Annotated in this window: 24 protein-coding genes, 1 tRNA gene and 1 other RNA gene; 7 read left to right on the top strand and 19 right to left on the bottom strand. The window is 68.5% G+C overall.

The window, feature by feature from the left end:
- Window positions 1-2: 2 nt before the first annotated feature.
- The 3 genes from ACV7GQ_RS05255 to ACV7GQ_RS05245 form a co-directional block, all read right to left on the bottom strand.
- Window positions 3-1,043: a DHH family phosphoesterase gene (locus ACV7GQ_RS05255; RefSeq protein ID WP_470312493.1), complete on the bottom strand. Its 1,041-nt coding sequence runs from the start codon at window positions 1,041-1,043 to the stop codon at window positions 3-5.
- Window positions 1,044-1,194: 151 nt separating this feature from the next.
- Complete coding sequence (locus ACV7GQ_RS05250; protein WP_470312492.1) at window positions 1,195-2,064, bottom strand: universal stress protein; 870 nt, start codon at window positions 2,062-2,064, stop codon at window positions 1,195-1,197.
- Between the two features lie 100 nt (window positions 2,065-2,164).
- Window positions 2,165-4,741: a cation-translocating P-type ATPase gene (locus ACV7GQ_RS05245; RefSeq protein ID WP_470312491.1), complete on the bottom strand. Its 2,577-nt coding sequence runs from the start codon at window positions 4,739-4,741 to the stop codon at window positions 2,165-2,167.
- A gap of 86 nt (window positions 4,742-4,827) precedes the next feature.
- On the opposite strand from ACV7GQ_RS05245, the gene ACV7GQ_RS05240 reads away from it, so the two are divergent.
- Window positions 4,828-5,118, top strand: coding sequence for a DUF211 domain-containing protein (locus ACV7GQ_RS05240; protein WP_470312490.1), 291 nt, complete (start codon window positions 4,828-4,830; stop codon window positions 5,116-5,118).
- Window positions 5,119-5,122: 4 nt separating this feature from the next.
- Window positions 5,123-5,704, top strand: coding sequence for a VIT1/CCC1 transporter family protein (locus tag ACV7GQ_RS05235; protein ID WP_470312489.1), 582 nt, complete (start codon window positions 5,123-5,125; stop codon window positions 5,702-5,704).
- Here the strand turns inward: ACV7GQ_RS05235 and ACV7GQ_RS05230 are convergent.
- The 8 genes from ACV7GQ_RS05230 to ACV7GQ_RS05195 all read right to left on the bottom strand — a co-directional run bounded on the left by ACV7GQ_RS05230 (window position 5,701) and on the right by ACV7GQ_RS05195 (window position 14,381).
- Window positions 5,701-6,150: a pyridoxamine 5'-phosphate oxidase family protein gene (locus tag ACV7GQ_RS05230; RefSeq protein ID WP_470312488.1), complete on the bottom strand. Its 450-nt coding sequence runs from the start codon at window positions 6,148-6,150 to the stop codon at window positions 5,701-5,703. The two genes, ACV7GQ_RS05235 and ACV7GQ_RS05230, sit on opposite strands and share 4 nt — an antisense overlap.
- A 74-nt stretch (window positions 6,151-6,224) precedes the next feature.
- On the bottom strand, window positions 6,225-7,118 hold the full coding sequence (locus ACV7GQ_RS05225; protein WP_470312487.1) for a universal stress protein: 894 nt from the start codon (window positions 7,116-7,118) through the stop codon (window positions 6,225-6,227).
- 457 nt (window positions 7,119-7,575) lie between these two features.
- Window positions 7,576-8,784: an orc1/cdc6 family replication initiation protein gene (locus tag ACV7GQ_RS05220; RefSeq protein ID WP_470312486.1), complete on the bottom strand. Its 1,209-nt coding sequence runs from the start codon at window positions 8,782-8,784 to the stop codon at window positions 7,576-7,578.
- Between the two features lie 530 nt (window positions 8,785-9,314).
- Complete coding sequence (locus ACV7GQ_RS05215) at window positions 9,315-10,028, bottom strand: ABC transporter ATP-binding protein (protein WP_470312485.1); 714 nt, start codon at window positions 10,026-10,028, stop codon at window positions 9,315-9,317.
- Window positions 10,025-10,873, bottom strand: coding sequence for an ABC transporter ATP-binding protein (locus ACV7GQ_RS05210; RefSeq protein WP_470312484.1), 849 nt, complete (start codon window positions 10,871-10,873; stop codon window positions 10,025-10,027). Before ACV7GQ_RS05210 ends, ACV7GQ_RS05215 begins: the two co-directional genes overlap by 4 nt.
- Window positions 10,866-12,092 (bottom strand): branched-chain amino acid ABC transporter permease, encoded by a 1,227-nt coding sequence (locus tag ACV7GQ_RS05205; protein ID WP_470312483.1) that lies wholly within the window; start codon window positions 12,090-12,092, stop codon window positions 10,866-10,868. The genes ACV7GQ_RS05210 and ACV7GQ_RS05205 overlap by 8 nt, the downstream gene beginning before the upstream one ends.
- 1 nt (window position 12,093) lies before the next feature.
- Window positions 12,094-13,053 carry a branched-chain amino acid ABC transporter permease gene (locus ACV7GQ_RS05200; RefSeq protein ID WP_470312482.1) on the bottom strand — a complete coding sequence of 320 codons (960 nt, stop codon included), beginning with the start codon at window positions 13,051-13,053 and terminating at the stop codon, window positions 12,094-12,096.
- Between the two features lie 8 nt (window positions 13,054-13,061).
- On the bottom strand, window positions 13,062-14,381 hold the full coding sequence (locus ACV7GQ_RS05195) for an ABC transporter substrate-binding protein (RefSeq protein WP_470312481.1): 1,320 nt from the start codon (window positions 14,379-14,381) through the stop codon (window positions 13,062-13,064).
- Window positions 14,382-14,550: 169 nt separating this feature from the next.
- Here ACV7GQ_RS05195 and ACV7GQ_RS05190 point away from each other — a divergent pair, with 169 nt between their 5' ends.
- Complete coding sequence (locus ACV7GQ_RS05190) at window positions 14,551-15,378, top strand: proline dehydrogenase family protein (protein ID WP_470312480.1); 828 nt, start codon at window positions 14,551-14,553, stop codon at window positions 15,376-15,378.
- Here the strand turns inward: ACV7GQ_RS05190 and ACV7GQ_RS05185 are convergent, their stop codons facing one another.
- A complete protein-coding gene (locus tag ACV7GQ_RS05185) occupies window positions 15,379-16,098 on the bottom strand; it encodes a helix-turn-helix domain-containing protein (protein WP_470312479.1) in 720 nt (239 codons plus the stop codon).
- Between the two features lie 162 nt (window positions 16,099-16,260).
- On the opposite strand from ACV7GQ_RS05185, the gene ACV7GQ_RS05180 reads away from it, so the two are divergent.
- Window positions 16,261-17,784, top strand: a complete 1,524-nt coding sequence (locus tag ACV7GQ_RS05180; RefSeq protein ID WP_470312478.1) for an aldehyde dehydrogenase family protein — start codon at window positions 16,261-16,263, stop codon at window positions 17,782-17,784.
- A gap of 131 nt (window positions 17,785-17,915) precedes the next feature.
- On the opposite strand, the gene ACV7GQ_RS05175 is transcribed toward ACV7GQ_RS05180, so the two are convergent.
- From ACV7GQ_RS05175 to ACV7GQ_RS05150, 6 genes are all read right to left on the bottom strand, one after another.
- Entirely contained in the window at window positions 17,916-18,521 is a 606-nt protein-coding gene (locus ACV7GQ_RS05175) for a class I SAM-dependent methyltransferase (RefSeq protein WP_470312477.1), read from the bottom strand.
- Between the two features lie 84 nt (window positions 18,522-18,605).
- The gene (locus tag ACV7GQ_RS05170) at window positions 18,606-19,328 is read right to left on the bottom strand and encodes a profilin-fold protein (RefSeq protein ID WP_470312476.1); all 723 of its coding nucleotides are present in this window, start codon (window positions 19,326-19,328) and stop codon (window positions 18,606-18,608) included.
- Between the two features lie 72 nt (window positions 19,329-19,400).
- On the bottom strand, window positions 19,401-20,129 hold the full coding sequence (locus ACV7GQ_RS05165; RefSeq protein WP_470312475.1) for a hypothetical protein: 729 nt from the start codon (window positions 20,127-20,129) through the stop codon (window positions 19,401-19,403).
- A gap of 364 nt (window positions 20,130-20,493) precedes the next feature.
- Window positions 20,494-21,159 (bottom strand): helix-turn-helix domain-containing protein, encoded by a 666-nt coding sequence (locus ACV7GQ_RS05160; protein WP_470312474.1) that lies wholly within the window; start codon window positions 21,157-21,159, stop codon window positions 20,494-20,496.
- Between the two features lie 265 nt (window positions 21,160-21,424).
- The gene (locus tag ACV7GQ_RS05155; RefSeq protein WP_470312473.1) at window positions 21,425-21,574 is read right to left on the bottom strand and encodes a hypothetical protein; all 150 of its coding nucleotides are present in this window, start codon (window positions 21,572-21,574) and stop codon (window positions 21,425-21,427) included.
- A 412-nt stretch (window positions 21,575-21,986) separates the two neighbouring features.
- Window positions 21,987-22,061, bottom strand: a tRNA-Arg gene (locus ACV7GQ_RS05150).
- Between the two features lie 197 nt (window positions 22,062-22,258).
- On the opposite strand from ACV7GQ_RS05150, the gene ACV7GQ_RS05145 reads away from it, so the two are divergent.
- Window positions 22,259-22,900, top strand: coding sequence for an RAD55 family ATPase (locus ACV7GQ_RS05145; RefSeq protein WP_470312472.1), 642 nt, complete (start codon window positions 22,259-22,261; stop codon window positions 22,898-22,900).
- A 9-nt stretch (window positions 22,901-22,909) separates the two neighbouring features.
- Here the strand turns inward: ACV7GQ_RS05145 and ACV7GQ_RS05140 are convergent, their stop codons facing one another.
- On the bottom strand, window positions 22,910-23,167 hold the full coding sequence (locus ACV7GQ_RS05140) for a DUF5798 family protein (RefSeq protein WP_470312471.1): 258 nt from the start codon (window positions 23,165-23,167) through the stop codon (window positions 22,910-22,912).
- Window positions 23,168-23,246: 79 nt separating this feature from the next.
- On the opposite strand from ACV7GQ_RS05140, the gene ACV7GQ_RS05135 reads away from it, so the two are divergent.
- Complete coding sequence (locus ACV7GQ_RS05135) at window positions 23,247-23,660, top strand: DUF7548 family protein (RefSeq protein WP_470312470.1); 414 nt, start codon at window positions 23,247-23,249, stop codon at window positions 23,658-23,660.
- Window positions 23,661-23,723: 63 nt separating this feature from the next.
- An RNA gene (gene ffs / locus ACV7GQ_RS05130) (signal recognition particle sRNA) lies at window positions 23,724-24,040 on the top strand.

Here is a 24,040-nt window from a genome sequence, read left to right as displayed (position 1 = left end):
CGTCACTCCGTCTCGTCGGCGTCCTTGCCTCCGTCGTCGTCCTTGATGTTGAGCGCGGCGAGCAGTCGGCTGTTGATGACCTGTTCGACGATGCCCACGAGCACGTCGTCGTCGCTGGTGTAGTCGGAGAAGATGCCCAGTGGTATCTCGGCGCCGGCCATCTCGCGGTGGCCGCCGGCACTCCCGACGTCGTCGAAGCCCTTCTGGAGGACCTCACCGATGTGGATTCTGGAGTCGCTCGTCCGGGCACTGAGCTGTATGGAGTCGTCGATGATGCCGAAGACGATGGCCGTCTCGATGCCCTCGAGGGTGGCGAGGTAGTCGGCCGCCTGCGGGAGCGCGTCGCGTTCGCTGGTCCGGCCGACGTGGGAGATGAGGACCGAGCCCCTGACGCTCCGGTTGTGGATGGCGTCGGCGATGGCGTCGACCGTCGCGCCGCTGACCGCCGGCGTCGAGAGCTGTCTGAGGAGGTCCGGCTCGGCGTACTCGTGGAGGTACGCCGCGGCGTCGTACTCCGCGCGCGTGACCCCCCGCAGGAAGCCGAGCGTCTCCCGACGGATGGCGAAGAGGAGGGCCGTCGCGACGCGGGCTGACGGGTCCATCGGGAGGTCGCGGACGTACTCCGCGAGGATGGTCGCGGTCGCGCCCACGTCCTCGCGGTGGTCGACGAACCTCGCCTCGACGTCGTCGGCCGGGTGGTGGTCGAGGACGACGTCGACGGCCGTCCCCTCCGGCACCCGGTTGTTCCCGCCGGGCGTCGAGTGGTCGACGAACGCCAGCAGCGAGCCCGACGGCCGGTTCTGGACCAGGTCGGGATCGAACGGCCGCAGGTCGATGTCCAGCAGGTTCACGAACGCCCGGTTCTGCTGGTGGGATATCTCGCCGCTGTAGAGGATGCGGCGTTCGTCGATGCCGGCGTTCGACGCGATGTGGCCGAGCGCCAGCGCGCTGGCCAGACAGTCCGGGTCCGGGTTGTTGTGGCAGACGATGGTGAGTTCGTCACTGTCCGAGAGGAGGTCCCACAGCGCCTGCGCGCGGCTCATGCCGGCACTAATCGCCCCGGATACAAGCATCTACTGGCGCGGACGTGCTCGGTGGTGGGCGTCGAGATGCCCGGTACCGGGATGCTCGCGGCGGGCGTCGCCTTCGTCGCCGGTCTCGCGTCCGGTGGCCCCGGCTGGCCCGCGCGGTCGCTCAGTCCTCGACCGTCCGCGTCATCAACAGCGGCACGGGCGACGAGCGGACGAGTTTCGAACTGACGCCGCCGAGCGCGTACCAGCTGAAGTTCGTCCGTCCCTGCGTCCCGAGGACGAGGAGGTCGATGCCCTCGCTCTCGACGTACTTCCGGATCCGGCGGTGGGGCGTCCCGTAGACGACGCGCCCGGTCACCGAGTCCAGTTCGGCCTCGGCCGTCTCGACGGCCGCGTCGACGATGTCGTGGGCGTGGTCGTCGAGTTCGCTGTCCTTGACCACCGACCGCGCGTCGGGCCCGAGCGACCCCGTCTCGACGACGTGGAGGACGTGCAGCGTCGCCCCCGTCGCCGCGGCGACGTCGACGCCCTCGGCCAGCGCCCGCCGGGCCCCCGGACTGCCGTCGGTCGGCACCAGGACGTGCCGGCAGGGGTACCGGTACGCCGCCTCGCCGTCGGGGTTGACGACGAGGACGGGCACCGGGGCGGCGTTGAGGACGCGTTCGGTGACGCTCCCCAGCAACACGCGTTCGAGGCCGCGGCGGCCGTGGGTCGGCATCACGACGAGGTCCATCCCGTACTCGCCGGCGTAGTCGGCGATGGTCAGCGACGGGTCGCCCTGTAGCACCTCGCCCTCGGCGTCCACGCCCCGCTCCGTCGCGCGGTCGACCGTGGCCTCGACGACTCGCTCGCCCGCCTGTTCGAGGACGTCGACTATCTCCCCGCGGACGTCGGTGACGCTGTCGCGGTTCGTGTCCGCCACGTGCAGGACGTGGAGGGTCGCGTCGTGCGCTCTGGCGACGTCGCAGAGGTAGTCGAGGACCGATTCGGCCGTGTCGCTCCCGTCCGTCGGGAAGAGGATGTGGTCGTACATGGGCAGTCGTGACTGGAGGTGGCGGTGTGGTCGGCGGGACGACCCGCCTACACGTTCGTCGGCCGACACGATAAAGCGCGGGGCCGGGTTAGAGCGGGCCTCACCTGGCGGCCCGGTCCCACCGCCTGACCGCGACTGCGACGGCGAGGTAGGCCGGCAGCGAGACGGCGAGTACCGCCCCCACGAGGGCCCAGTCGGCCGGTCCGAGCGGGACGGTGCCGAAGTACTCGTGCAGCGGCGTGTACAGGACGGCCAGTTGCAACAGGGCGGAGACGGTCACCGCGCCGGCCAGCCACGGGTTCGCGAACGTGGCCGTCTCCCTGAGCCACCGGATGACGTACAGTTTCTCGAACTCGATGGCGACGAACCCGGTGAACACCATCGTCATGGCGTAGGGCGTGACGGCGGCCGCGCCGTCGAGCGTCAGTACGAGGAGGCCGAGCATCACGACCGTCGAGACGGTGCCCATCCCGCCCATCAGCCCGAGCATCCCCCGGTCGACGATGCCCCGGTCGGGGTCCCGCGGCGGGCGGTCCATCACGTCCCCGCTCGCCGGGTCCGCTCCGAGGGCCACCGCCGGCAGGCCGTCGGTGAGGAGGTTTATCCACAGCAACTGCACCGCCGGCAGGACGAGGTAGCCGAACAGCGACGCGAGGAAGACGATGGCCACCTCCGCGACGTTCGCGCTGAGGAGGTACGCGACGAACTTCCAGACGTTGTCGAAGATGGCCCGGCCGCGTTCGACGGCCCGTTCGATGGTCGCGTAGTTGTCGTCCAGCAGGACGATGTCGCTGGCCTGTTTCGCGACGTCGGTGCCGCGCACCCCCATCGCGACGCCGATGTCGGCGTGTTTCAGCGCCGGCGCGTCGTTGACGCCGTCGCCGGTCATCGCGACGCGGTGGCCGTTGGCCTGCAACGCCCGCAGGATGCGCACCTTGTGTTCGGGCGCGGTGCGGGCGAAGACGTCGACCGATTCCACGCGGTCCCGGAGCGTCTCGTCGTCCAGTTTGGCGAGGTCACGACCCGCCATCACCTCGGTGGCCATCCCCAGCGACTCGGCGATGGCGGCGGCCGTCCGGACGTTGTCGCCGGTCACCATCTTCACGTCGATGCCCGCCCGCTCCGTGGCGGCGATGGCGTCGGCCACCTCCTCCCGGGGCGGGTCGATGAGGCCGACGAGGCCGACGAACACGAGTGGGGCCTCCGAGGCCCCGTCGTCGTCGAGTCCTCCCTCCGTGTACGCCACGGCCAGGACCCGGAGAGCGTCGTCGGCGAACGTGTGGACCCGCTCGCGAATCCGGTCGGCCGCCGCCTCGGTCAGCGGTTCCGGTCCGTCCTCGGTCAGGACCTGGTCGGCCTTCGAGAGGACCACCGCCGGCGCGCCCTTCAGGTACGAGCGCTCCCCGTGGACCGTCCCCATCCACTTGCGCTCGGAGGAGAACGGAATCTCGTCGGTCCGGGGGTGGTCGTCCCGGAGCGCCGCCACGTCGATACCGGCGTCCTCGGCGGCCGCCACGAGCGCCCGTTCCGTCGGGTCGCCACCCTCGTCGCCCGGCGTCGCGTCGTTACAGAGCGCCCCGGCCCGCAACAGCAGGTCGACCCGGTCGCCGGACGCCTCGCCGGCGTCGAGGTCGGCCACGCTGTCGTTGACCCAGACCCTGCTGACGGCCATCTGGCCCCGGGTGAGCGTCCCCGTCTTGTCGGTGCATATCACGTCGACGCCGCCCAGCGCCTCGACCGCCGGCAGGCGACGGACCAGCGCGTTCTCGTCGGCCATCCGCCGGACCCCGAGCGCCAGCGTCAGCGTCACGACGGCCGGCAACCCCTCGGGGACGGCGGCGACGGCGAGGGACACGGCCGTCAGCGCGGCCTGAAACGGGTCCGTGCCCTGCCAGAGCAGGAGCGGCACGACGAGACCGGCGAGGACGACGACGCCGAGACCGAGCGTTCGCCCGAGCGAGTCAAGTTCCCGCTGGAGCGGCGTCTCCGTCGACTCCGTCCCGGCCAGTTCCTGCGCGATGGCGCCGACCTCGGTGTTCATCCCGGTCGCGGTGACGACGGCGACGCCCCGCCCGCGTGTGACGTTCGTCCCCTTGTACGCCATCGACGTCCGTTCGGCCAGCGGCGTGTCCGCCTCGACGGGGTCGACCGCCTTCGCGACGGGGGCGCTCTCGCCGGTCAGGGCGGCCTCGTCGACTTCCAGCCCCGTCGTCTCGACGAGGCGGCAGTCCGCCGGCACCACGTCCCCGCCGGCGAGTTCGACGACGTCCCCCGGAACCAGTTCCGTCGCCTCCACCTCGGTCGTCGCCCCGTCGCGCCGGACCGTCGCTGTCGGCGCGGTCAGTTCCCGGAGCGCGGCGAGGCTCTCCTCGGCGCGGTAGTCCTGCACGAACCCGAACAGCCCGTTGGCGACGACGATGACGACGATGAGGACTGCATCGACGGCGTGGCCGGCCCAGACCGACAGCGCGGCCGCGACCACCAGCACGTAGATGAGGACGCTCTGGAACTGTGCGAGGAGGATGCCCAGCACCGACCGTCCCGCGTCGCGAGCCACCTCGTTCGGGCCGTGTTCGGCCCGCCGCGCTCGGACCGACTCGGCCGACAGCCCCCCGGCGTCGCTGTCGAGGGCGTCGTAGACGGCGTCGGTGGACTGGGCGTGGGCGGGCGAGTTCACGGGCGAACCGACTCCGCCCGATACCAAAATTGTTTGCCGCTGACACGAGCCGCGGCTTTACGTACCGTCCGACCGGAGTGTCGAATATGGCCCCAGTCCGCCGACTCGTCGTGGACGTGCTGAAACCACACGACCCGCCGTTGCTGGCGTTCACCGACCGAATCAGCGACACGGAGAGCGTCGACGGTGCGACCACGTCGCTGATCGAACTCGACCAGGAGGTCCAGAACGTGAAGGTCACCCTGGAGGGCGACGCGCTCGACGTGGCGGCCGTCGAGTCGACCATCGAGGAACTCGGTGGCAGCGTCCACTCGGTCGACCAGGTCGCCTGCGGCGAGTACGTCGTCGACGACCGGCCGACACTACAGGACGGGTGAGCCCGTGGTCTCCGCACGCGAGTTGCTGGCCCGGTTGCTGGGCAAGGAGGACGTCCTCGCCATCTCGCGGCGGTACTTCGTCTCGAACGGGTTCGACGGGACGCTGACCTGTATCGGCGTCGTCGTCGGCGCGGTGCTCTCGGGCGTCCCGGACGGTCTCACGGTCGTCAAGATAGGCCTCGGCGCGGCCGTCGGCCTCGGTACCTCGGCGGTCTGGAGCGTCTGGGAGATAGAACGCGCCGAGACGCGCGCCGAGATACGCCGCCTCGAACGTGCGATGCTCACGGACCTCGACGACACCCGCATCCAGCGCGACCAGCGCGGCGCCAGACTGCTCCACGCGGTCATGAGCGGGTTGGGACCGACCGTCGGCGTCCTGATTCCGCTGTCGCCGTTCCTGCTGGAGGGGACGCTGCTGACCATGACCGAGGCTGCCATCGCCGCCGTCGGCCTCGGTGTCGGCGTGCTCGGCGCCTTCGGGGCGTACATGGGTTCTATCTCCGACCAGCGGTGGTACGTCGCGGCAGCCCGGATGGCGCTGGCCGGCCTCGTCGTCGCCGCCGCCAACCTCCTCCTGCCCGGTTAGGTCCGACCGGCAGACTCGGCGCGACCCGTCAGTTCCCCGGGGACGAGGCGGTAGAACTCGAAGTCCACCACGCGCGTGGGGTTCTCGAAGATGTCTATCAGCGGGATCTCGACGCGGCCGAGGCCGTCGAGCGTCTCGCTCGCGATGTCGTCCCGCCCGACGTCTTCGAGCTCGCCCGTGGCGACCACGCTCTGCCACCGCCCGTCGACCTGTCGGTGGACGACGAAGGAGACGGGGCGGTCGTCGAGGTCGGTCTTCGCACTCTCCGGACCGACCGCGAGGCGGAAGTAGAACGTCCGGGTGTCCGCGTCGTACCCGTACGACACCGGGACCGAGTGTGGGGAGTGAACCGCCGTTCTCGACAGCGAGAGGACGCCAGTGCCGCCGGTACCGAGGAACGCGTCTACCTCGTCGTCCGTCATCGACACGGGGTGGTCTGACTCCATATCTATACCAGTTTGGTTGGGTGGGCTATAAGTCCTGACCGCCGCTCGGCGGGTCCCCCCTCGCCTCGGTGCCGTCAGTCCTCGCGCTGCCCCGTGCGGACCGTGAGAACGGGAGCCGTCGACCGACGGACGAGGCGTTCGGCCGTGCTCCCCAGCACGACCCGGTCGAGACCCGTGTGTCCGTGCGTCCCCATCGCGACGACGTCTATCCCGGCGTCCTCGACGTACGCCAGTAGTTCGTGTCCCGGATAGCCCGTCGGCGTCGCCGTGACCGCCTCGAGACCCGCGTCGCGCGCGACCTCCGCCACGGATTCCGCCGCCTCGGCGGCCGAGGCCTCGAGTCCGTCGAGGACACCCTGCGGGATGCCCAGCTCCGACCCCGTGGTGACGTCGCCGAGGTTGACGACGCTGACGGCGTGGACCCGGGCGTCGGCCCGGTCGGCGACGGCGACGCCGTGTTCGACCGCGGCCGCCGCCGCGTCGCTGCCGTCGGTCGGAATCAGCACCTCGTCGTACCCCTCCGCGACCCGCATCGCCTCGGTCGCACGGACGCTGAGGACCGGTACCGGTGACCGGCGCAACACGTGTTCCGCGACGCTGCCCGTCAGCACCCGCTTGAGGCCGCTGCGGCCGTGCGTCCCCATCGCGACGAGGTCGACGTCGTGGTCGGCCACGTAGTCGAGGATCACGTCCGACGGCCGGCCGGTCATCACCTCGCGTCGGACCGCCTCGACGCTCCCCATCCCGGACGCCGTGACATCGACGGCAGACTCGGCGTTGGCCTCCAGTCGCGCGACGAACTCGTCGTCGACGCCACCCGCCGAGAACGGGCCACTGGCCGCGTCGACGTCGACGGCGGCCAGCAGGTGGACCGACGCGTCGAACAGCTCGGCCAGGTACGCGCCGTGTTCGGCCGCCCTCTGTGCGTGGTCGCTCCCGTCGGTCGGCACGAGGATGGTGTCGTACATCGGTACCGGGCCGGTACGCACGGAGCGGTCATAGTTCCACGCCACGGCCGTGGCGGCGGACACGCCCACCCCACCGTGTCGAGTGTTCCACGTACCTGATGTGGGGAGACGAGGAGACGCGTCCGGCCGGGACCGCCGACTCGGAGAGTCGATACAGGCAGTCGATGTCCGTGACTCGCCCATCCAATCTCCCTCCCACCCCACCGTGTCGAGTGTTCCCGCGGTCCGTCCGACTGGGTCGCGCGAGCACCGGCGTTCCGTCCGACTCCTCCGGTGCCGAGTCACCCGACACCCGCGACCCACCGGTAGTCCTGCAGACCGCGGGCCGAAGTAGGCGACACGTCGGCCGCGTCCGGCACCCCCACCCCACCGTGTCGAGTGTTCTCACGGCGTCGGAGCGGGGGTCGGCGTCTTCGACCGTCACCGCCGGGCGTCCCCGACTGCCGCTATCGTCCGGTCAAATGTGCCGCGCGACGACGTTCGGCATCGCGATGTCGTCCAGTTCCCTGACGACGTCGCAGACGAGGTCCAGCGGCACGTCGAACTCGTACTCGTGGTACTGCCCGCCGGCCCGCCCCTCGTTCCGGACGGTCCGCTGGAGGATGCCGACCATCGCGAGGTCGGCGAGGTGGTCGTGCATCCGGCGGCGGACCAGCGGGTCCGTCCCCGACTGGTCCGCGACGGACCGGTAGACGGGGTAGATTTCGCGCACGCGCGCCGGCATCTGGTCCTCGAACGCCAGCGAGAGCGTCGCGATGAGCGTCAGGTGACCGTGGTGGGTCAGCTCCCGCATCCCGTGGCGTATCTGCCCGCGTTCGAGTTCCTGGGAGGCCCGGCGGACGTGTTCCTCGACGATCGGTGGGTCGTCCTGGGTCCGGGCGATGTCGCCGGCCTTGTACAGGAGGTCGAGCGCCTGCCGTGCGCTGCCCGTGTCCTGTGCGGCGATGGCGGCACAGAGCTGTAGGACCCCCTCGGAGAGCGCGTCGGCACGCAGCGCGCCCTCGACGCGCTGGGTGAGTATCGACTCCAGTTCCGGCGCCTGATACGGGGGGAAGTGTATCTCCTCCTCGCAGAGGGTGTCCTTGACCTTCGGCGAGAGCGTCTCGCGGAAGCCGAAGTCGTTGCTGATGCCGATGACGCCCGGTTTGACCGTCTCGAGGTAGCCGTTCGAGCGCGCCCGCGGGAGCTCGTAGAGGATGTCGTCGTCCTCGCCGATGTGGTCTATCTCGTCTAACACCAGCAGGACCGTCCCGCCGATGTCCTCCAGTTCCTCGTACAGCATGTCGAAGACGGTCTGCTGTGGGTAGCCGGTGGTGCTTATCTGCTGGTTCGCCGGCCGGAGGAGGTTCACGAGGTTCGCCGCGACCTGGTAGGACGAGGAGAAGTTCGTGCAGTTCAGCCAGTACACCGAGAGGTCGACGTCATCGTACTCGGCGACGTCCTCACGCAGATGCGAGAGGAGGAACCGAGTGACGGCGGTCTTTCCCACCCCCGCCTTCCCGTAGAGGAAGATGTTGCGCGGTTGCGCGCCGTTGATGACCGGTTGCAGCGCGTTCTCGTAGGACGCCAGTTCCTCGTCGCGTGCGGCGATGGAGTCGGGCTGGTAGTCCTCCCGCAGCATGTCCTCGTCACGGAACACCTCCTCGTCACGGGTGAACCTCGCCATTGCCACACCGTATGGACATTCGATATATAAAACCACCGTGTCGACTGCGTCGAGTGAAGCGATTGAGGCCGCAAAGCGCCACCCCACCGTGTCGAGTGTTCGAGCGAGCGAACGGCGGTGCGTCCGACCGTTGGACCGAAGCCACCTCAATGGTCCGTTCTCACCGCGGCGGAACCGCGGTAGCTCGGGGAGGGTGACACCCTCTGTCGGTAACGAGGCACCGAACCGACCGCGCGGTCGGCCCACCGTCCGCTCCCCGGAACACTCGACACGGTGGGGTGGGAGAGGGGGTGCAGGCCACGCGGTCGCTACGTGGCGAGAGCCGACCGAGGTACGGCTCAGAAGACTCGCCCACTCGAGGGTCCCAGAACACTCGACACGGTGGGGTGAGGGACGGAGCGGCCGGTGGCGACGTTGGTGACAGTCGTCGCCCCCGGAGACCGTCATCGCCCCCGCGGGGCCGAACCAGTCAGCCCGAGAACACTCGACGTGGTGGGGTGACCGGGCGCTGCCCGTCGTCGTCGAGCCCGTCAGCCGCCCAGATACAGTTTCGAGACGTCGTCGTTGTCCAGCAGCTCCGAGGCGGCGTCTTCGAACCGCACCGTCCCCTGGTCGAGCACGTAGCCCCGGTCGGAGATGCCCAGCCCCTTCTTCGCGTTCTGTTCGACCATCAGGATGGCCGTGTCCATGTCGTTGACCGCCTGGACGTGGCCGAACACCTCGTCGGCGGTGTTGGGCGCCAGTCCGGCCGACGGTTCGTCGATGAGCAGCACGTCGGGTTCCATCACCAGCGCTCGCGCGAACGCGAGCACCTGCCGCTGGCCGCCGGAGAGGGTCTTCGCCTTCGCCTTCCGGGTGTCGTCCAGCAGGGGGAACCGCTCGTAGAGATCCGCGATGACCTCGTCCAGCCCGCTCTCGCGGGCGACGCCGCCCATCCGCAGGTTCTCCTCGATGGTGAGCGAGCCGAACACGTTGTCGGTCTGGGGGACGTAGCCGATGCCCTCGCGGACGATGTCCTCGGGGGCCATCCCGCCGATGTCGTCGCCGTGGTAGGTGACGGTCCCCTCCCACGGCGTCAGCATCCCGAACGCCGTCTTGAGCACTGTCGATTTGCCGGCCCCGTTCGGGCCGATGAGACAGACGATTTCGTCGGCGTTCAGGTGGAGGGTGAGGTCGTCGAGGACCTGTACCTCGCCGTAGCCGCTGTCGACGTCGGACAGCGCCAGCACGGCGTCGCCGCTCATGGGCTCCCCCCGAGGTAGGCGTCGATGACGCGCTCGTCGGTCTGTACCTCCTGTGGCGTCCCCTCCATGAGGACGCTCCCCTGGTCGAGGACGATGACCGGGTCGGCGAGTTTCATGACGAAGTCCATGTCGTGTTCGATGAGCAGGAACGTCGTCCCCTGCTCGTTGAGGCGGCGGATCTGCTCTGCGAGTTTGTTCCGCAGCGTCGGGTTGACCCCGGCGGCCGGTTCGTCCAGCAGGAGCAGTTCCGGTTCGGCCAGCATCGCGCGGGCGAGTTCGACGAGTTTCATCTGCCCGCCCGAAATCTTGGTCGCCGGCTGGGTGGAGAGGTGGTCTATCTCGAACTCCTCGAGGATGCGCTCGGCCTCCTCCAGGTTCGCCGCCTCGCGCTCGCCGACGTCGCCGGGCCTGAAGAACAGGTTCAGGAACGACTCGCCGGGCTGTTTCCGCGGCCCGACCAGCATCGCCTCCCGCACGGTCATCCCCTCTAGCTTCCGCGGCGTCTGGAAGGTGCGGATGAGGCCGTGGTCGGCGATCTCGTACGGTTCCATCCCCGTGACCTCCGTGCCGTTGACCTCGACCCGGCCGCCGTCCGGTTCGTAGAACCCGGAGACGAGGTTGAACAGCGTCGACTTCCCGGCCCCGTTCGGGCCGATGAGTCCCGTGATGGTCCCCCGCTCCACCTCGAAGGTCGCGTGGTCGGTGGCGGTCAGCGCGCCGAAGGACTTCTGGAGGTCCTCGACGCGGAGGACGACGTCTTCGTCCGCCGTCGTCTCGTCCGCCCCGTCGTCGGCCGCCACGTCCGCCGCGGTGGCGTCCGCCGCCGTCGCGTCGGCGTCAGTCATCGCCACCACCTGCCTTGGCTTCTCGGACGCCCCTGTCCGGCCTGTCGGGGGCCTCGTCGACGACGCTCGGCCAGATGAGTTCGCGCTGTGGCGGCAGCACGCCCTGCGGCCGGTACCGCATGAGGACGACGATGAGGACGCCGATGAGCAGGAACCGAATCGGCGCGACGTTCTCGGAGAGCCAGCCCAGGTCGAACTGCAGGGCCACGACGCCGAGGTCGAGCACGAACCCGCTGATACCGCTGAGGAAGCGCGTCCCCTCGCGGATGGTGACGATGACGACGCCGCCGAACAGCGCCCCGCGGTTCGACCCGCTCCCGCCGAGGATGACCGCGACCCAGACGTAGAACGTCGTCACCGGGTCGAGGTCGCCGGGACTCACGAACAGGTTCAGATGGGCGTAGAACACGCCCGCCAGCGCCATGACGAGGCTCCCGAGGACGAACGACTGCATCTTGAAGCCGTAGGTGTTCTTCCCCAGCGCCCGCGCGAGGTCCTCGTCCGAGCGGATGGTCCGGAGGACGCGCCCCCACGGCGAGCGGTGGGCCCGCCGGAGGACGGCGTAGCTCCCGCCGACGAACCCGAGGACGACGACGACGTTCAGCAGCGCGCCCCAGAACGGCGTCTCGAGCACGATGGTCGTCCCGGGGAGCGGGCGGATGGCCAGGCCGGGCATCATCTGCGGGAAGTCCGCCAGCACGGGGAACCCCTCGAAGAACGGCGGGATGCCCCGCACGCCGGCGCTCCCGTTGGTGAACTGCCGCTCGTTGAGGACGACGAGGCGGACGACCTCGGCCAGTCCGAGCGAGGCGATGGCGAGGTAGTCCGCCCGCAGGCGGAGCGTCGGAATCCCGATGGCCAGCGCCAGCACGCCGGCGACGACCAGTGCGACGACGAGACCGACGATGGGGAGCAGGTCGCCGGCGATGGGCGAACTGCTGGCGCTCATCAGCGCCGTCCCGTACGCCCCGATGCCGAAGAACGCGGCCACGCTGAAGTTGATGAGGCCGGTGAAGCCCCACTGGGAGTTCAGGCCGAACGAGAGCAGGGCGTACATCCCCGCGAGGCCGACGAGATAGAGGAAGTACGTCGGCGCGAGCGCGCCCGTCAGCAGCCCCACGAACAGCAGGCCGGCGAACCCGACGACGAACGCGACGACGCCCCGTTCGGACCGCGTGAGGTCCCCCCAGTACCCGCTCGGGTCGGAGAGCACGCGCATCTCAGTTCGCCTCCCCGGCGATGCCGTTCGGTCTGACGAGCAGCACGGCCACCATGATGACGAACGCGATGGCGTTGGCGTACTCGATGCCGATGGTGATGCCGAAGCTGTCGGGCACGAGCGGCAACAGCGCGCCCATGTCGGTCAGCAGCGCGATGTCCGAGAGCACCGGGGTCAGTTGGTTTATCATCCCGATGAGGAACCCCCCGAGCATGGCCCCGTAGACGGAGCCGATGCCGCCGAGGATGACGGCGGCGAAGATGAGCAGGAGGAGGTTGAACCCCATCCGGGGCGAGAGCTGGTTGTACAGCCCGAGGAACACGCCGCCGGACCCCGCGAGGCCGGCGCCGATTATCCAGGTCCACAGCTTCACGCGGTCGGTGCGGATGCCGCTGACCCGCGCGAGGTCGGGGTTGTCCGCCATGGCGCGCATCTTCCGGCCGAGGTCGCTGTACTGGAGGAGGGCGTGCAGGCTGCCGACGAGGACGAACGCCGAGAGGACGATGGCCACGTCGTGCTCCGTGACGCGAACGCCGTAGGGGAGCAGCGCCTCGATGGGCCGCAGCGTCTGGACCTCGTAGCGCGTGAAGTCCGCGCCGAAGCCGATCTGGATGATGGCGCGGTAGACGAACGCGATGCCGATGGACGTGATGAGCAGTTCGATGGACCCCGCGTTCATCCCGTCGTAGACGACCTTCTCCGTGACGACGGCGACGACTGCGGCGACGACGATGCCGGCCACCAACGCCACGAAGAACCCCACGGGGAGACCGAGGACGCTGGTCCCGAGGCCGCCGACGGCCCCGAACGTGACGAACGCCGCGTAGGCCCCCACGGTCATCGTGTCCCCGTGGGCGAAGTTCGCGAAGTCGGCGATGCTGTAGATGAGCGACAGGCCGATGCTGCCGAGCACGATGATACTGCTGAACACGAGCCCGCTGGCGAGATAGTCGAAGACCATGAGCCGACTCAGGATTCGAGGAAGCCGGTGCCGACGTAGTCGTGGTCCTGGACGGTCAGGATCTGCAGGAAGCCGACCGGGTCACCGTTCTCGTCGAAGTCGATTGGGCCGCTGACGCCCTGGTAGTCGACGTCGTTGGGCCCGCCGCCGTCGGCGAGAATCTGGCTCGCGGCCTCGAAGGACGTGACCTGCTCGCCCTCCGGACGGGTCACGTCCCGGACCGTCTCCTGTAGGGCGGCCCCGGTGAACTCGTCGGCGGCCTGTATCGAGAGGGCCGCCGTGACCACGCAGTCGTAGGCGTAGGCCGACCACGCCGTCGGTTGCTCGCCGTAGGCCGCCTCGAAGTCCGACGCGAACTGCTTGTAGTTCTCTTCCTCCACCGGCGCGGAGGGGACGACGATCTTCATCCCCTCCATGCTCCCCTCGGGGGTGTTCTCGATGACGTTGTCCCCGGAGACGGAGTCAGCGCCGTAGAACTGCGCCTCGTAGCCGCTGGAGTACACCTCGTTGACCATCGTCGCGAACTCGGCCTGATAGGTGATGAACAGCCACGCCTCCGCGCCCGAGGAGTTCATCTCGGAGACGACCGAGGAGTAGGACTGCTGTTCCTGGTCGTGGGGGCTGTTGTAGGCCACCTCGCCCTCGTAGGCCTCGACGAACGCGTCGGCCAGGCTCTGACCGTAGTCGTTGTTGACGTAGGTCAGCGCGACGCTGTCGTAGCCGTCTTCGGTGATGATGTTCGCCAGCGCCGTCGACTGGGTCCGGCCGGTCGGGGACATCCGGAGCAGGCCGGGGAAGTCCGTCAGTGAGAGGCCGGTCGAGTTCTGGCTCAACTGGACGACGTCGGTCCCCTGCACGACGCTCTCGTAGATGGCCAGCGAGACGCCGGACCCCACCGCGCCGATGAGGAACGGGACCCCGTCCTGGTTGACGAGTTTCTGGGCCGCCGAGACGCCGCCCTGACTCTCGCTCTCGGAGTCCTCGACGGTGATGGCGAGTTCGCGGCCGTCGATGCCGACCTCGTTGACGGCCTCCAGGGCGAGCTCCTTGCCGCGCTTGTTGCGCTCACCGAACGCCGACAGCGACCCCGTCAGGGAGTTGACCATCCCGATGGTGTAGGGGCCGCTCCCGCCGTCGCCGCTTCCCCCGTCGCCGTCGGTCTCGGTGCCGTCACCGCCGCTCCCGCCGTCACTCCCGTCGCTACCGCCCCCGTCGCCACCGTCGTCGGTGGTGCTGACACAGCCGGCGAGGCCGGTGAGGCCGGCGAGGCCTGACGCTTTGAGGACGGTTCGACGGTCGAGCTGCTTCGATGAATCGTCTGACTCCATGTCTATGTACCTCATGCCACAAGGACCATCGTTAACGCAGTCCCGACCATGGACGGGCCGGCCGGTCGATGCCCGTCCGGCGAGGGCATCGCTGATTTTTCCCCCCGCAATAAGACTGTAATATTTGGTCGGGAGCCGTTATAGGTGGGGGTAGTCCCTGCCTGTGTGTATGATACCACCTATCGCCAGCAACTTCGTCGCGGGCGAGACGGCGTCGGCGGCGATGGACCACGTCGACGACCTGAACGACCGTGGCGTGCGCGGCATCCTGAACCTCCTCGGCGAGCACTACGACGACCGCTCGGACGCCGACGCGGACGCGCAGGCGTACGTCGACCTCGTGCGGGCGCTCGCGGCGCGAGACACCGACGCCTGTATCTCCGTCAAGCCGAGTCAGATCGGCCTCGACGTCGACGACGAGGTGTTCGAGGAGAACCTCGCCCGCATCGTCGACGCCGCGGACTGTCTCGTCTGGATAGACATGGAGGACCACACGACCACGGACGTGACGCTGGACGCCTTCGAGCGCCACGCCCGCGAGACCGACGGGAACGTGGGGGTCTGCGTGCAGGCGAACCTCAGACGCACCCGCGACGACCTCGAACGCCTCGCCGACCTCCCGGGCAAGGTCCGGTTGGTCAAGGGCGCGTACGACGAGCCCGCGGAGGTCGCCTACCGGGAGAAGGCCCGCGTCGACGAGGTCTACCGCGAGTACCTCGAGTACATGTTCCGGCACTTCGAGGGCGGGATCGCCGTCGGGAGCCACGACCCGGCGATGATAGAGTACGCCCGCGAACTCCACGCGGAGTACGGGACCCCCTACGAGGTGCAGATGCTCACCGGCGTCCGGGAACGCGCGCAGTTCGACCTCGCGAACGACGTGACCGTCTATCAGTACATCCCCTACGGCGAGAAGTGGTTCTCGTACTTCTACCGGCGCATCCGCGAGCGGAAGTCCAACGCCCTGTTCGCGCTCCGGGCCGTCGTCGGTCGCTGACTACGGGTCCAGCAGTTTCGCTTCGGCCTTCCGCAGGTGTTCCAACAGCGTCGTCTTCGAGACGTCCATGTCGTCGGCCAGTTCGCGGGTCGACGTCTCGCGGGGCCACTCGTAGTACCCCGAGTCGCGGGCGTGTTCGAAGACGTTGCGCTGGGCGGTGGTCAGCGAGTCGAGGCGCTGTTCGCGTTCCGAGGTGGCCGACTCGGAGGCCGTGATGGCGGCGACGCTCACCTCGGCGCCGGCCTGTTCGCGGACCCGCTCGAGGGCGGGCTCTATCTTCGAGCGCTCGTCGGCGAAACACACCTGCCACTCCTCGCGGCCGTCCTCGATACGGACCGGCGCGCTGTGGACGAACCCGTTCTCCAGCAGCGTGGGACACACCATGTCGTCGGGGTCGTACTCGAGGAAGAACTCACGGACGACGTTGCCGGGGGCGTTGCGCTGGCGACCGAACCGCTCCTGCAGTTCCTGCAGCTCGCCGGCCCGGTCCGACTCGCTGATGGCTTCGAGCAACTGCTCGACCTCCGCCTCGGTGTCCCCGAACGCCGTGAACAGCCCGTTGACCGACGTCGGCATCTCGCCGCTCGTCGCCGGGGAGTTGTATATCGCGTGTGCCAGTACCCCGCCGCCCGTCTGCTCGGTGGCGTCGATGGCCCAGCAGTTCGGGTGCCAGAGGTCGAGGGTCAGCCTCGTCCCCGGTACCTGCTTCTGTATGCTCATGGGTATAGGTAGCCTCTATCCGAGTATGTACGTGACGCTTTCACAAACCCCTGCCGACCATGGTCGGCCCCCTTTTACCACCCGCGACCTGTGCGGCCCTGAATCGTCCACCCGTCCATGGTCGGATGGGGCTATTGGCGCTCGCTCGGCGTAGAAGATGATATGGCAGCGACACATCAGCACTACATCGACGGCGAATGGACCGACGGCGAGGGCTCCGAGACGTTCGCGAGCCGGAACCCCGCGACGGGCGAGACGCTGGGCGAGTTCCGCCGCGGGACGCCCGAGGACGTAGCACGGGCCGTCGAGGCCGCCGACGCGGCCTACGACGAGTGGCGGGAACTCTCCCGCATCGACCGCGCGGAGTACCTCTGGGACGTCTACCACGAACTGAAGACGAACGTCGACGAGTACGGCGAGATAGTCACCCGCGAGTGCGGCAAGGAGATCAGCGAGGGCCGCGCCGACGTCGTCGAGGCCGCGCACATGGTCGAGTGGGCCGCCGGCGACGCCCGCCACCCGAGCGGCGACATCGTCCCCTCGGAGATTCCCGCGAAGGACGCCTACATGCGCCGCAAGCCGCGCGGCGTCGTCGGCTGTATCACCCCGTGGAACTTCCCCATCGCCATCCCCTACTGGCACATGGCCGTCGCGCTCGTCGAGGGGAACACCGTCGTGTTCAAACCGGCCGAGCAGACGCCCAGATGCGCGAACGTCATCGCCGAACTGTTCGACGAGGCGGGCGTCCCCGACGGCGTGTTCAACATGGTGCAGGGGTACGGCGACGCCGGGAACGCCATCGTCCAGTCCGACGACGTGGAGACGGTCCTCTTCACCGGGTCGGCCGAAGTCGGCCACCAGATCGCCGACTCGGTCGGCGGCGTCTCCGGCAAGCGCGCCGCCTGCGAGATGGGCGGGAAGAACGCCGTCGTCATCACCGAGGAAGCCGACATGGACATCGCCGTCCACTCGGCGGTGATGTCCTCGTTCAAGACCACCGGCCAGCGCTGTGTCTCCTCGGAGCGCCTCGTCGTCCACACGGACGTCTACGACGAGTTCAAGGAGCGGTTCGTCGACGTGGCCTCGAAGGTCGCCGTCGGCGACCCCCTACAGGAGGACACGTTCATGGGCCCGCTCATCGAGGCCGACCACCGCGAGAAGGTCACCGAGTACAACGACCTCGCCCGCGAGGAGGGCGTGAACGTCCTCGTCGACCGCACGGAACTCGACCCCGAGGAGATTCCGGAGGGTCACGAGGACGGCCACTGGGTCGGGCCGTTCGTCTACGAGGCCGACCCGGACGCCGACCTGCGCTGTACGCACGAGGAGGTGTTCGGCCCCCACGTCGCCCTCTTGGAGTACGACGGTGACATCGAACGCGCCGTCGACATCCAGAACGACACCCCATACGGACTGGCCGGCGCCATCGTCTCCGAGGACTACCGCCAGATAAACTACTACCGCGACCACGCGGAGCTCGGCCTCGCCTACGGCAACCTCCCCTGCATCGGCGCGGAGGTCCAGCTCCCCTTCGGCGGCGTCAAACGCTCCGGGAACGGCTACCCGTCGGCCCGCGAGATCATCGAGGCCGTCACCGACCGGACGGCGTGGACGCTCAACAACTCGAAGGACATCCAGATGGCGCAGGGCCTCTCGGCGGACATCGTCACCAGCGACGACGACTGAGATGACCGCTGCACCAGACTCCCGAGCGCCGTGTCCCTCCTGTGGGGGCCGTCTCCGTCGCGGGAGCGCTATCGAGACCTGCGGCGACTGTGGCTGGGTCCCGCGAGAGGGGGCGGACTGAGTCTCGCGACCTACTGCTCTGCCCGCCGGAACACGCGGACCGTGTCGCGCTTGCGCTCGGACGAGGTGGTCTCGACGAACCCGCGGTCGGTGAACACGCGGTTCCAGTCCCGGTAGTACAGCGGGACGTCCTCGTCGACGTAGTTGACCGTGCCGTACTCGCCGCCCTCGTTCTCGACGGTGACGATGCAGTCCCCGGCGATACGCGCGAGGTCGTCGAACACCCACTCGACGTCGGGGTGGATGTGCTGGAGCGTCTCCACGGAGAACACGGCGTCGAAGGCGTCGTCGGCGACGTCGGTGGCGTACGCCTCGATGGCCTCGGCGTGGAACGACCCCGTCTCGGCCAGTTCGGGGTACGTCTCCGCGAGGACGTCGAGCGCCTCCGCGTTGACGTCGACGCCCGTCAGGTCCGTAAAGCCCGCCTCGGCGAGCGCGGCGAGGTGGCGGCCCACGCCACACCCAACCTCCAGCACGCTCGCGGCTCGCCCGACTTCGGCGTCGAGAATCGACTGCACCAACTCGCTCGTCTCGTCCGGGCCGTAGTGGGCGTAGTACGTCGGCGAGTACTCGCCGGAACGGTCCGCCCACTCGTCACGGACGTCGTTAGAATCCACGGTGGAGAGGGGCGGCCCGTGCGTATAGGTCTACCGACACGACGACCGGCGTGCCGGCCGGGTCACGCCCGTCGCCGGACTCGCTCACAACTCGACGGTCGCGAGGTCCGACTCCAGTTCCGCGACGTGGTCGTTGTACGCCGCGACGAACCCCCGGAACCGCGGCGCGTACTCGCGGATGTCGGCCGCCGACGGCGGTTCGTACTGGGAGAGCAGGTAGAGGCCGCCGGTGCCGCCGACCCGGAGGTACGACGCCCGCGCACCCTCCCACTTCAGCTCCCAGCGGGTGCCGTCGATCCGCGTGGCGTAGGTGCCGTAGTCGCCGCCCTCGTAACGCTGGAGCTCGCCGGCGATGCGGTCGCACACCTCGCGGATGCGGCCGAGGACGCGGTCGCGCTCGCCGACGACGCCGTCGGTGGTCGCCACCTCGGGGAACTCGGTCCCGACGTCGTCGAGGACCCCGTCCAGCGACTCGACGTAGTCGCGGAACCCCTCGACGAAGGCCGGGTAGTCGACCAGCGCGTCGGCCAGTGCGTCCGGTTCTGGGGGCTGTTTGGTCGAGATGACGTACACCTCCTGCCCCCGACCGGGGTCGTAGCGGAGGTACTCCAGGTCGCCGCCCTCGTACTTGACCGTCCACTCGCCGCCGTCCGTCTCGACGGTCGCCTGTCCGTAGTCGCCGCCCTGCAGGCGGGCCAACTGGTAGGCGATCTGCCCGGCGTGGTCGCGGACCGCCTCGACCAGTTCGTCCCTTCGTTCGGCGACCGCCGTCGCGTCGGCGGGCTCGGCCGGTGGCCAGTCTGTCACAGCCCCTGCCAGTACCGGGAGCGCAATAACCGGTGCGGTCGGTGGTGACGTCCGTGGACCCGGGGCCGGGGTTCAGGCCCGGCTCGACGTCCAGTTGAGCACCACGCTCGTCCCGGGGTCGACGCGCTCCGTCGGCGTCACCTGAATCACCCGCGCCCACGTCCCGCCACCCGGGGCGGTGTAGATGGCGCCGCCGCAGTAACAGTCGACGCGCAGCGCGGGGTCCGACTCGTCGTGGCCGTCGTGCGGGTAGCCGGTCCGGGACCAGGCGCTCCAGTCGAACGTCTCGCCGTCGTGGCGCGCGACGAGCGTGACCGCCAGTGGCTCACCGACAGTCGTGGTCCCGTAGTGGACGTCCTCGCGGTCGGTCTCGACGGTGTCGAGCGCCCGCGGCGACTCGGGCACCAGCCCCACCGCAGAGAGGTCCTGGGTGTCGTACGTCTCCGTGGCCTGTATCTCGGCGTCGTCCGGCGCGTGATACACCTCGGTCGTAAACGGGAGCGACGAGTCCTCGAGACGGAAGCCGAGCAGGACCTCGTCGTCCGGGACCGACGTCTCCTCGACCAGCGTCGGATGGACTGCCGCCGGGTTCTCGACGAACTGGGCGCCGTCGGAGGTCTCGGTAGCCGTCCGCTCGGGCGTTCGCGTGTCCGTTCGTGTCTCGGTCCCAGTCGGTGTCTCGGTGGGGTCGCCCGTCGAATCCGAGGAGCCGACCGAGGTACAGCCGGCGAGACCGGCGATGGCGACGCCGCAAATCGATTGGAGGGCTCTCCGTCGGGTGTGCTTCGTCTCCTCGCTCACAGACTCGAGTAGTGTCGGTGGCTCTTAGGTACCCGTGACGCTTCACGCGGCCACGCGGGGCTTAGCACCTGTCTAAACGCCTCACCCCGACGCGCTCGATTCGACACGGTCCGTGTTCGCACCGTCTCAGTGTCACCGAAACGTGGAGCCGTCACCGCGGGGGTTCCGTCGGGATGCGGGCATCGAGACCGGTCGTAGTCCGGTTCTGCGGGGAGTACCCGCGACGTGTCGCTCGCGTCTCCGAACAGAATAGCGCATTAACCGCCTGCGAGACCCGCTCAGTCAGTGGGTGCCACCGGGGACGTAGCCAGACCGAGCGCCGCAGGGTCATCGTGACGGGCCCCGCGCCGACGGTCGCCGTCGGTCACTCCTGCTCCGCGCCGTCGTCGAGCAGGGACGACACGATGAGCCGCTTGATACCGCGCCGGAGGAGTCCACTGGCTGCCGGTTGGGAGATGTCCAGGTCGGCGGCGACCTCGCCGAGCGTCGCGTCACGCGGTTCCTCGAAGTACCCCGTCTCGAACGCGGCGAGGAGCGCCTCCCGCTGGCTGTCGGTCAGTCCGGCGTCGGTGTTGCCCAGACTGGCGTACTCGTTCACCCGCAGCAACTCGATGTCGATGTCGTTCTGCTGGGCGTAGTCCCAGAGGTGGACGAGGTTCGTCCGCTCGGGGAGCCATATCGACAGTATCCAGGCCTGTCCTTCGTTCTGCATCTCGAGTATGACACCGTTGGCGGTCGAGATGACGGGCGAGAGGAGCTTCGCTTCGTCCGTGTACTCGAAGCTGTATATCGCCTCGTCGTCTCTGGTCTCGATGACGCGTTCGAATCCGCCGACGGTGTTGTCGTTCCGCAGCCCGTCCTCGAACTCGGAGAAGTCGGGCGACTCTATGTGGTAGAAGAACTTCCCCGACGACGGGTCGGTTCCTGCCTCTGACACGGACTTGACTTTCGAACGTCGGTCGTGGGCGACTGTCTCTGTGAGCACTATGTCCGGGTGCTCGACGCGGACGACCGCTTTGATATCAGTCATGTTCTGTAGAACGAGTGGTATCGACTTTCTCGGTTCGAGGGCGCGCGCTTTCGAGCCGCCGGGTGCGAATCGACGGGCCGGGACTCGCTGTCAGGGACGTAGAGGTGGCCGCGTGGCGACTTAACTGAGTCGATTGGTAACGGGTTCGGGGCACTGAGTTGCTGTTCACTACTTCTCTCTCGTACACGTCGGTCGGGCCGAGGGAACCCGCTCAGAAAGCAGTGCGGTCGCCGTCGACCGACTGTCTCGACGCGGTCGTCCGGAGCTACGCCGATGGGCTGATGCCGTGGTTGAACAGCGTCGCCCAGAAACGTTCGATGCGACTGGCCACGAACGACCCGGTGGTGCCCGCGGGGATGTAGAAGTCCGGTTCGGTAGCTCTGCTTCGGTCGTCGCGACGGGCTCTCTGCGTCATACACGTAGAGAGAGGGCGTGTGAGGGCATTGTTCTGTAGCTTAATCCTATAACCTATTTATACCGGCGCCGGGGCGTCCGCGGTCGTTCCCGCTCCGTCGGTGGGTTACCCGGTGGAAGCGGAGACCGACGAGCGGCGGACCACCGGACGGCTCTCGACGCGAAGTCAGGCGACGGGCGGAGAGTGAGGCGGCCCCACTGCCACGACTGGCGTACGCTTCCCAGGGATTGCTTTCGAGGGGACTGGTCCGAATCCTGGGTCGCCACACCTCGGCACTCACTGTCGTTCGCGGAGAAGTCACGGGCGCTGAGGGATTTGAACCGGAGGAAGACTCACTTCGTTCGTCTTCCAGGGTTCGAATCCGAAGTGCCGGTTCACGTCACCGACTCGCATCGCTCGTCGGTTCGTTGCACGGGCGCTGAGGGATTTGAACCCCCGACGGTTTGGTCCGAAGCCAAGCACTCTGTCCAGGCTGAGCTAAGCGCCCTACGTGGAGACGTAACTCGGCGTTCCGGTTTAAACCAACCGGTTCCGTATCGCGCTCGTGAGGGACCCCCACGCACGGCTCCGCGACGTCGTCGCCTCTCTGGGATTCGACAGGACAAGGATTATATGTCTGTTCGGATACTCGTACAAACATCGCGTCGATACGCCCGCTACCCTCAGCGGACCAGTGAGGCCGGAATGTACGACATCGGACACGGACCGTTCGATTTCGCGCTGGAACCCGGGACGAACGTCCTCGTCACGGGGCCACCACTCTGCGGTAAACGTCGCTTCGGGATGCGAGCGCTCGCGACCGGGTCCAGACAGGGTGAGGGCGCCCTCGTCGTGACGACGCGGGACACCGCCGACAGGGTGCGCTCGGACTACCGGGTACTGTTCGCAGGAGAGAACCGAGATGAACCGACGCTCCGCGTCGTCGACGCCGTCTCGGAGACCATCGGGCACTCGGTCGCGGGCGACGGCGACACCAAGTTCACGTCGTCACCCAGTGACACGAGCGGTATCAACAGGAAGTTCGCCGAGTTCGTCCGGTCCCACTACACGGCACAGGGCATCCAACGGACCCGCGTGCTGGTAGACTCGCTCTCGCCGCTACTGGTCTACTCGTCCCACCAGAGCGTGTTCCGGTTCGTCCACGTGTTCACGTCGCGCGTCGCCAACGCCGACGCGGTGGGGTTCTACACGCTCACGGCGACGGCCCACGACGACGAGACGGTAGCCGCCCTCACCAACCTGTTCGACGGCACCGTCGAACTGACCGGCGACGGGACTGCGACGGTTCGCCTCCCGAATCGCGAGACACGGACCGTCGACCTGTGACCGGCGGGCTCATTCCTCGGCCTGTGCCTGCTCAACCGACTCGGCGAGGACCGCGTCCACGTCGACGTCCCGTTCCTCGGCGAGCGCCTCCAACAGTGCGCGCTGCTCGGCCAGCTGGCGCTCGACGTCGTCGACGCGGCCGTTCGTGTCCTCGACCGTCTCGCTGAGCTCCTGTACCTGTGTCTTCAGCTCGTTGACCTTCGTGTAGAGCTTGTCGGCGACGTCGGCCACTTTCTGTATCTTCTTCGCCGTCGAACCGAATCCCATGTCCGGGGCTAGAGCGAGCGGCCATTTCCTCGTTTCGCTCGAACGTCGGTGTTAAGACGCCGCCGGCCGGAGCGCGGGTATGAACCACCTCCGGACCGCACCGACCGTCGGTATCGCCGGTTGCGTCCTCTATCTGCTCTCGCTCGCGGTGCCGTACCTCGTCGTCGAGACGACGAGCGCCGTCGGCGCCTACTACGGGTCTGGCGGCGTCTCACCGGTCATCCCGGGCGTGCTCGCGCTGGTCGCCATCATCGTCCTCGCGGCTGGTCGGGAGGGGCGGACCGACCCCAGCATCGCCGCCGGCGCGACGCTCGTCCTGGGCCTGTTCATCGTCGGGTTGAGCCTCGTCTGGGCGGCGACGGTGCCGGTCAGTCTCGTGCTGGGCCTCTCGGAGTCGACGCTCATCGAACACCACCGGTGGGCGGTCGTCCTCGCCAGCGTCCCCGTGCCCGTCGGGTCGGCGTGGTTCGCTCGCGCGCTCGGCCTCTTCTGAGCGTATCGCCGCGCGGTCCCCGGATGTTCCGAAAGGCCCTTATGGGGCGGCGGCGGACCATCGAAGTGGACTAGGTCGGGGGGCTTGGCCCCCCTCCTCGCCCGCACTGTGGTCATGAGCGGGGACCGAACCCCGGGGGCGTCCGGTCAGACGGACGTGGACCCCGTGAGCCAACGTAGAAGCCTCGTCCCACGGGGACGGCGGTCCACGTGGTCGCATCTGCAGGGATGCGCCCACGTGGTTGATCGATGGCAGCCCGTCAGGCACGGAAGTGAGCAGCGGACCATCGGACACCCGTCGCTCGTGGGGTCGCGGGGTGGAGGAGGCAAACGGGATTACCCACGCCCGAACGTCGGGCAATCCCGGCTGTCCGTCCATTC

Source organism: Haloarcula sp. MBLA0163, from assembly GCF_055632435.1.
The sequence above is the reverse complement of the archived record's forward strand: the minus strand, read 5'-3'. Positions and strand labels throughout refer to the sequence as shown.

Coding starts and splice junctions, on each gene's coding strand:
- ACV7GQ_RS05255 (WP_470312493.1), bottom strand. CDS start 1,043: ATGAGCCGCGCGCAGGCGCTGTGGGACCTCCTCTCGGACAGTGACGAA.
- ACV7GQ_RS05250 (WP_470312492.1), bottom strand. CDS start 2,064: ATGTACGACCACATCCTCTTCCCGACGGACGGGAGCGACACGGCCGAA.
- ACV7GQ_RS05240 (WP_470312490.1), top strand. CDS start 4,828: ATGGCCCCAGTCCGCCGACTCGTCGTGGACGTGCTGAAACCACACGAC.
- ACV7GQ_RS05230 (WP_470312488.1), bottom strand. CDS start 6,150: ATGGAGTCAGACCACCCCGTGTCGATGACGGACGACGAGGTAGACGCG.
- ACV7GQ_RS05225 (WP_470312487.1), bottom strand. CDS start 7,118: ATGTACGACACCATCCTCGTGCCGACCGACGGGAGCGACCACGCACAG.
- ACV7GQ_RS05220 (WP_470312486.1), bottom strand. CDS start 8,784: ATGGCGAGGTTCACCCGTGACGAGGAGGTGTTCCGTGACGAGGACATG.
- ACV7GQ_RS05215 (WP_470312485.1), bottom strand. CDS start 10,028: ATGAGCGGCGACGCCGTGCTGGCGCTGTCCGACGTCGACAGCGGCTAC.
- ACV7GQ_RS05210 (WP_470312484.1), bottom strand. CDS start 10,873: ATGACTGACGCCGACGCGACGGCGGCGGACGCCACCGCGGCGGACGTG.
- ACV7GQ_RS05205 (WP_470312483.1), bottom strand. CDS start 12,092: ATGCGCGTGCTCTCCGACCCGAGCGGGTACTGGGGGGACCTCACGCGG.
- ACV7GQ_RS05200 (WP_470312482.1), bottom strand. CDS start 13,053: ATGGTCTTCGACTATCTCGCCAGCGGGCTCGTGTTCAGCAGTATCATC.
- ACV7GQ_RS05195 (WP_470312481.1), bottom strand. CDS start 14,381: ATGGAGTCAGACGATTCATCGAAGCAGCTCGACCGTCGAACCGTCCTC.
- ACV7GQ_RS05190 (WP_470312480.1), top strand. CDS start 14,551: ATGATACCACCTATCGCCAGCAACTTCGTCGCGGGCGAGACGGCGTCG.
- ACV7GQ_RS05185 (WP_470312479.1), bottom strand. CDS start 16,098: ATGAGCATACAGAAGCAGGTACCGGGGACGAGGCTGACCCTCGACCTC.
- ACV7GQ_RS05180 (WP_470312478.1), top strand. CDS start 16,261: ATGGCAGCGACACATCAGCACTACATCGACGGCGAATGGACCGACGGC.
- ACV7GQ_RS05160 (WP_470312474.1), bottom strand. CDS start 21,159: ATGACTGATATCAAAGCGGTCGTCCGCGTCGAGCACCCGGACATAGTG.
- ACV7GQ_RS05155 (WP_470312473.1), bottom strand. CDS start 21,574: ATGACGCAGAGAGCCCGTCGCGACGACCGAAGCAGAGCTACCGAACCG.
- ACV7GQ_RS05145 (WP_470312472.1), top strand. CDS start 22,259: ATGTACGACATCGGACACGGACCGTTCGATTTCGCGCTGGAACCCGGG.
- ACV7GQ_RS05140 (WP_470312471.1), bottom strand. CDS start 23,167: ATGGGATTCGGTTCGACGGCGAAGAAGATACAGAAAGTGGCCGACGTC.
- ACV7GQ_RS05135 (WP_470312470.1), top strand. CDS start 23,247: ATGAACCACCTCCGGACCGCACCGACCGTCGGTATCGCCGGTTGCGTC.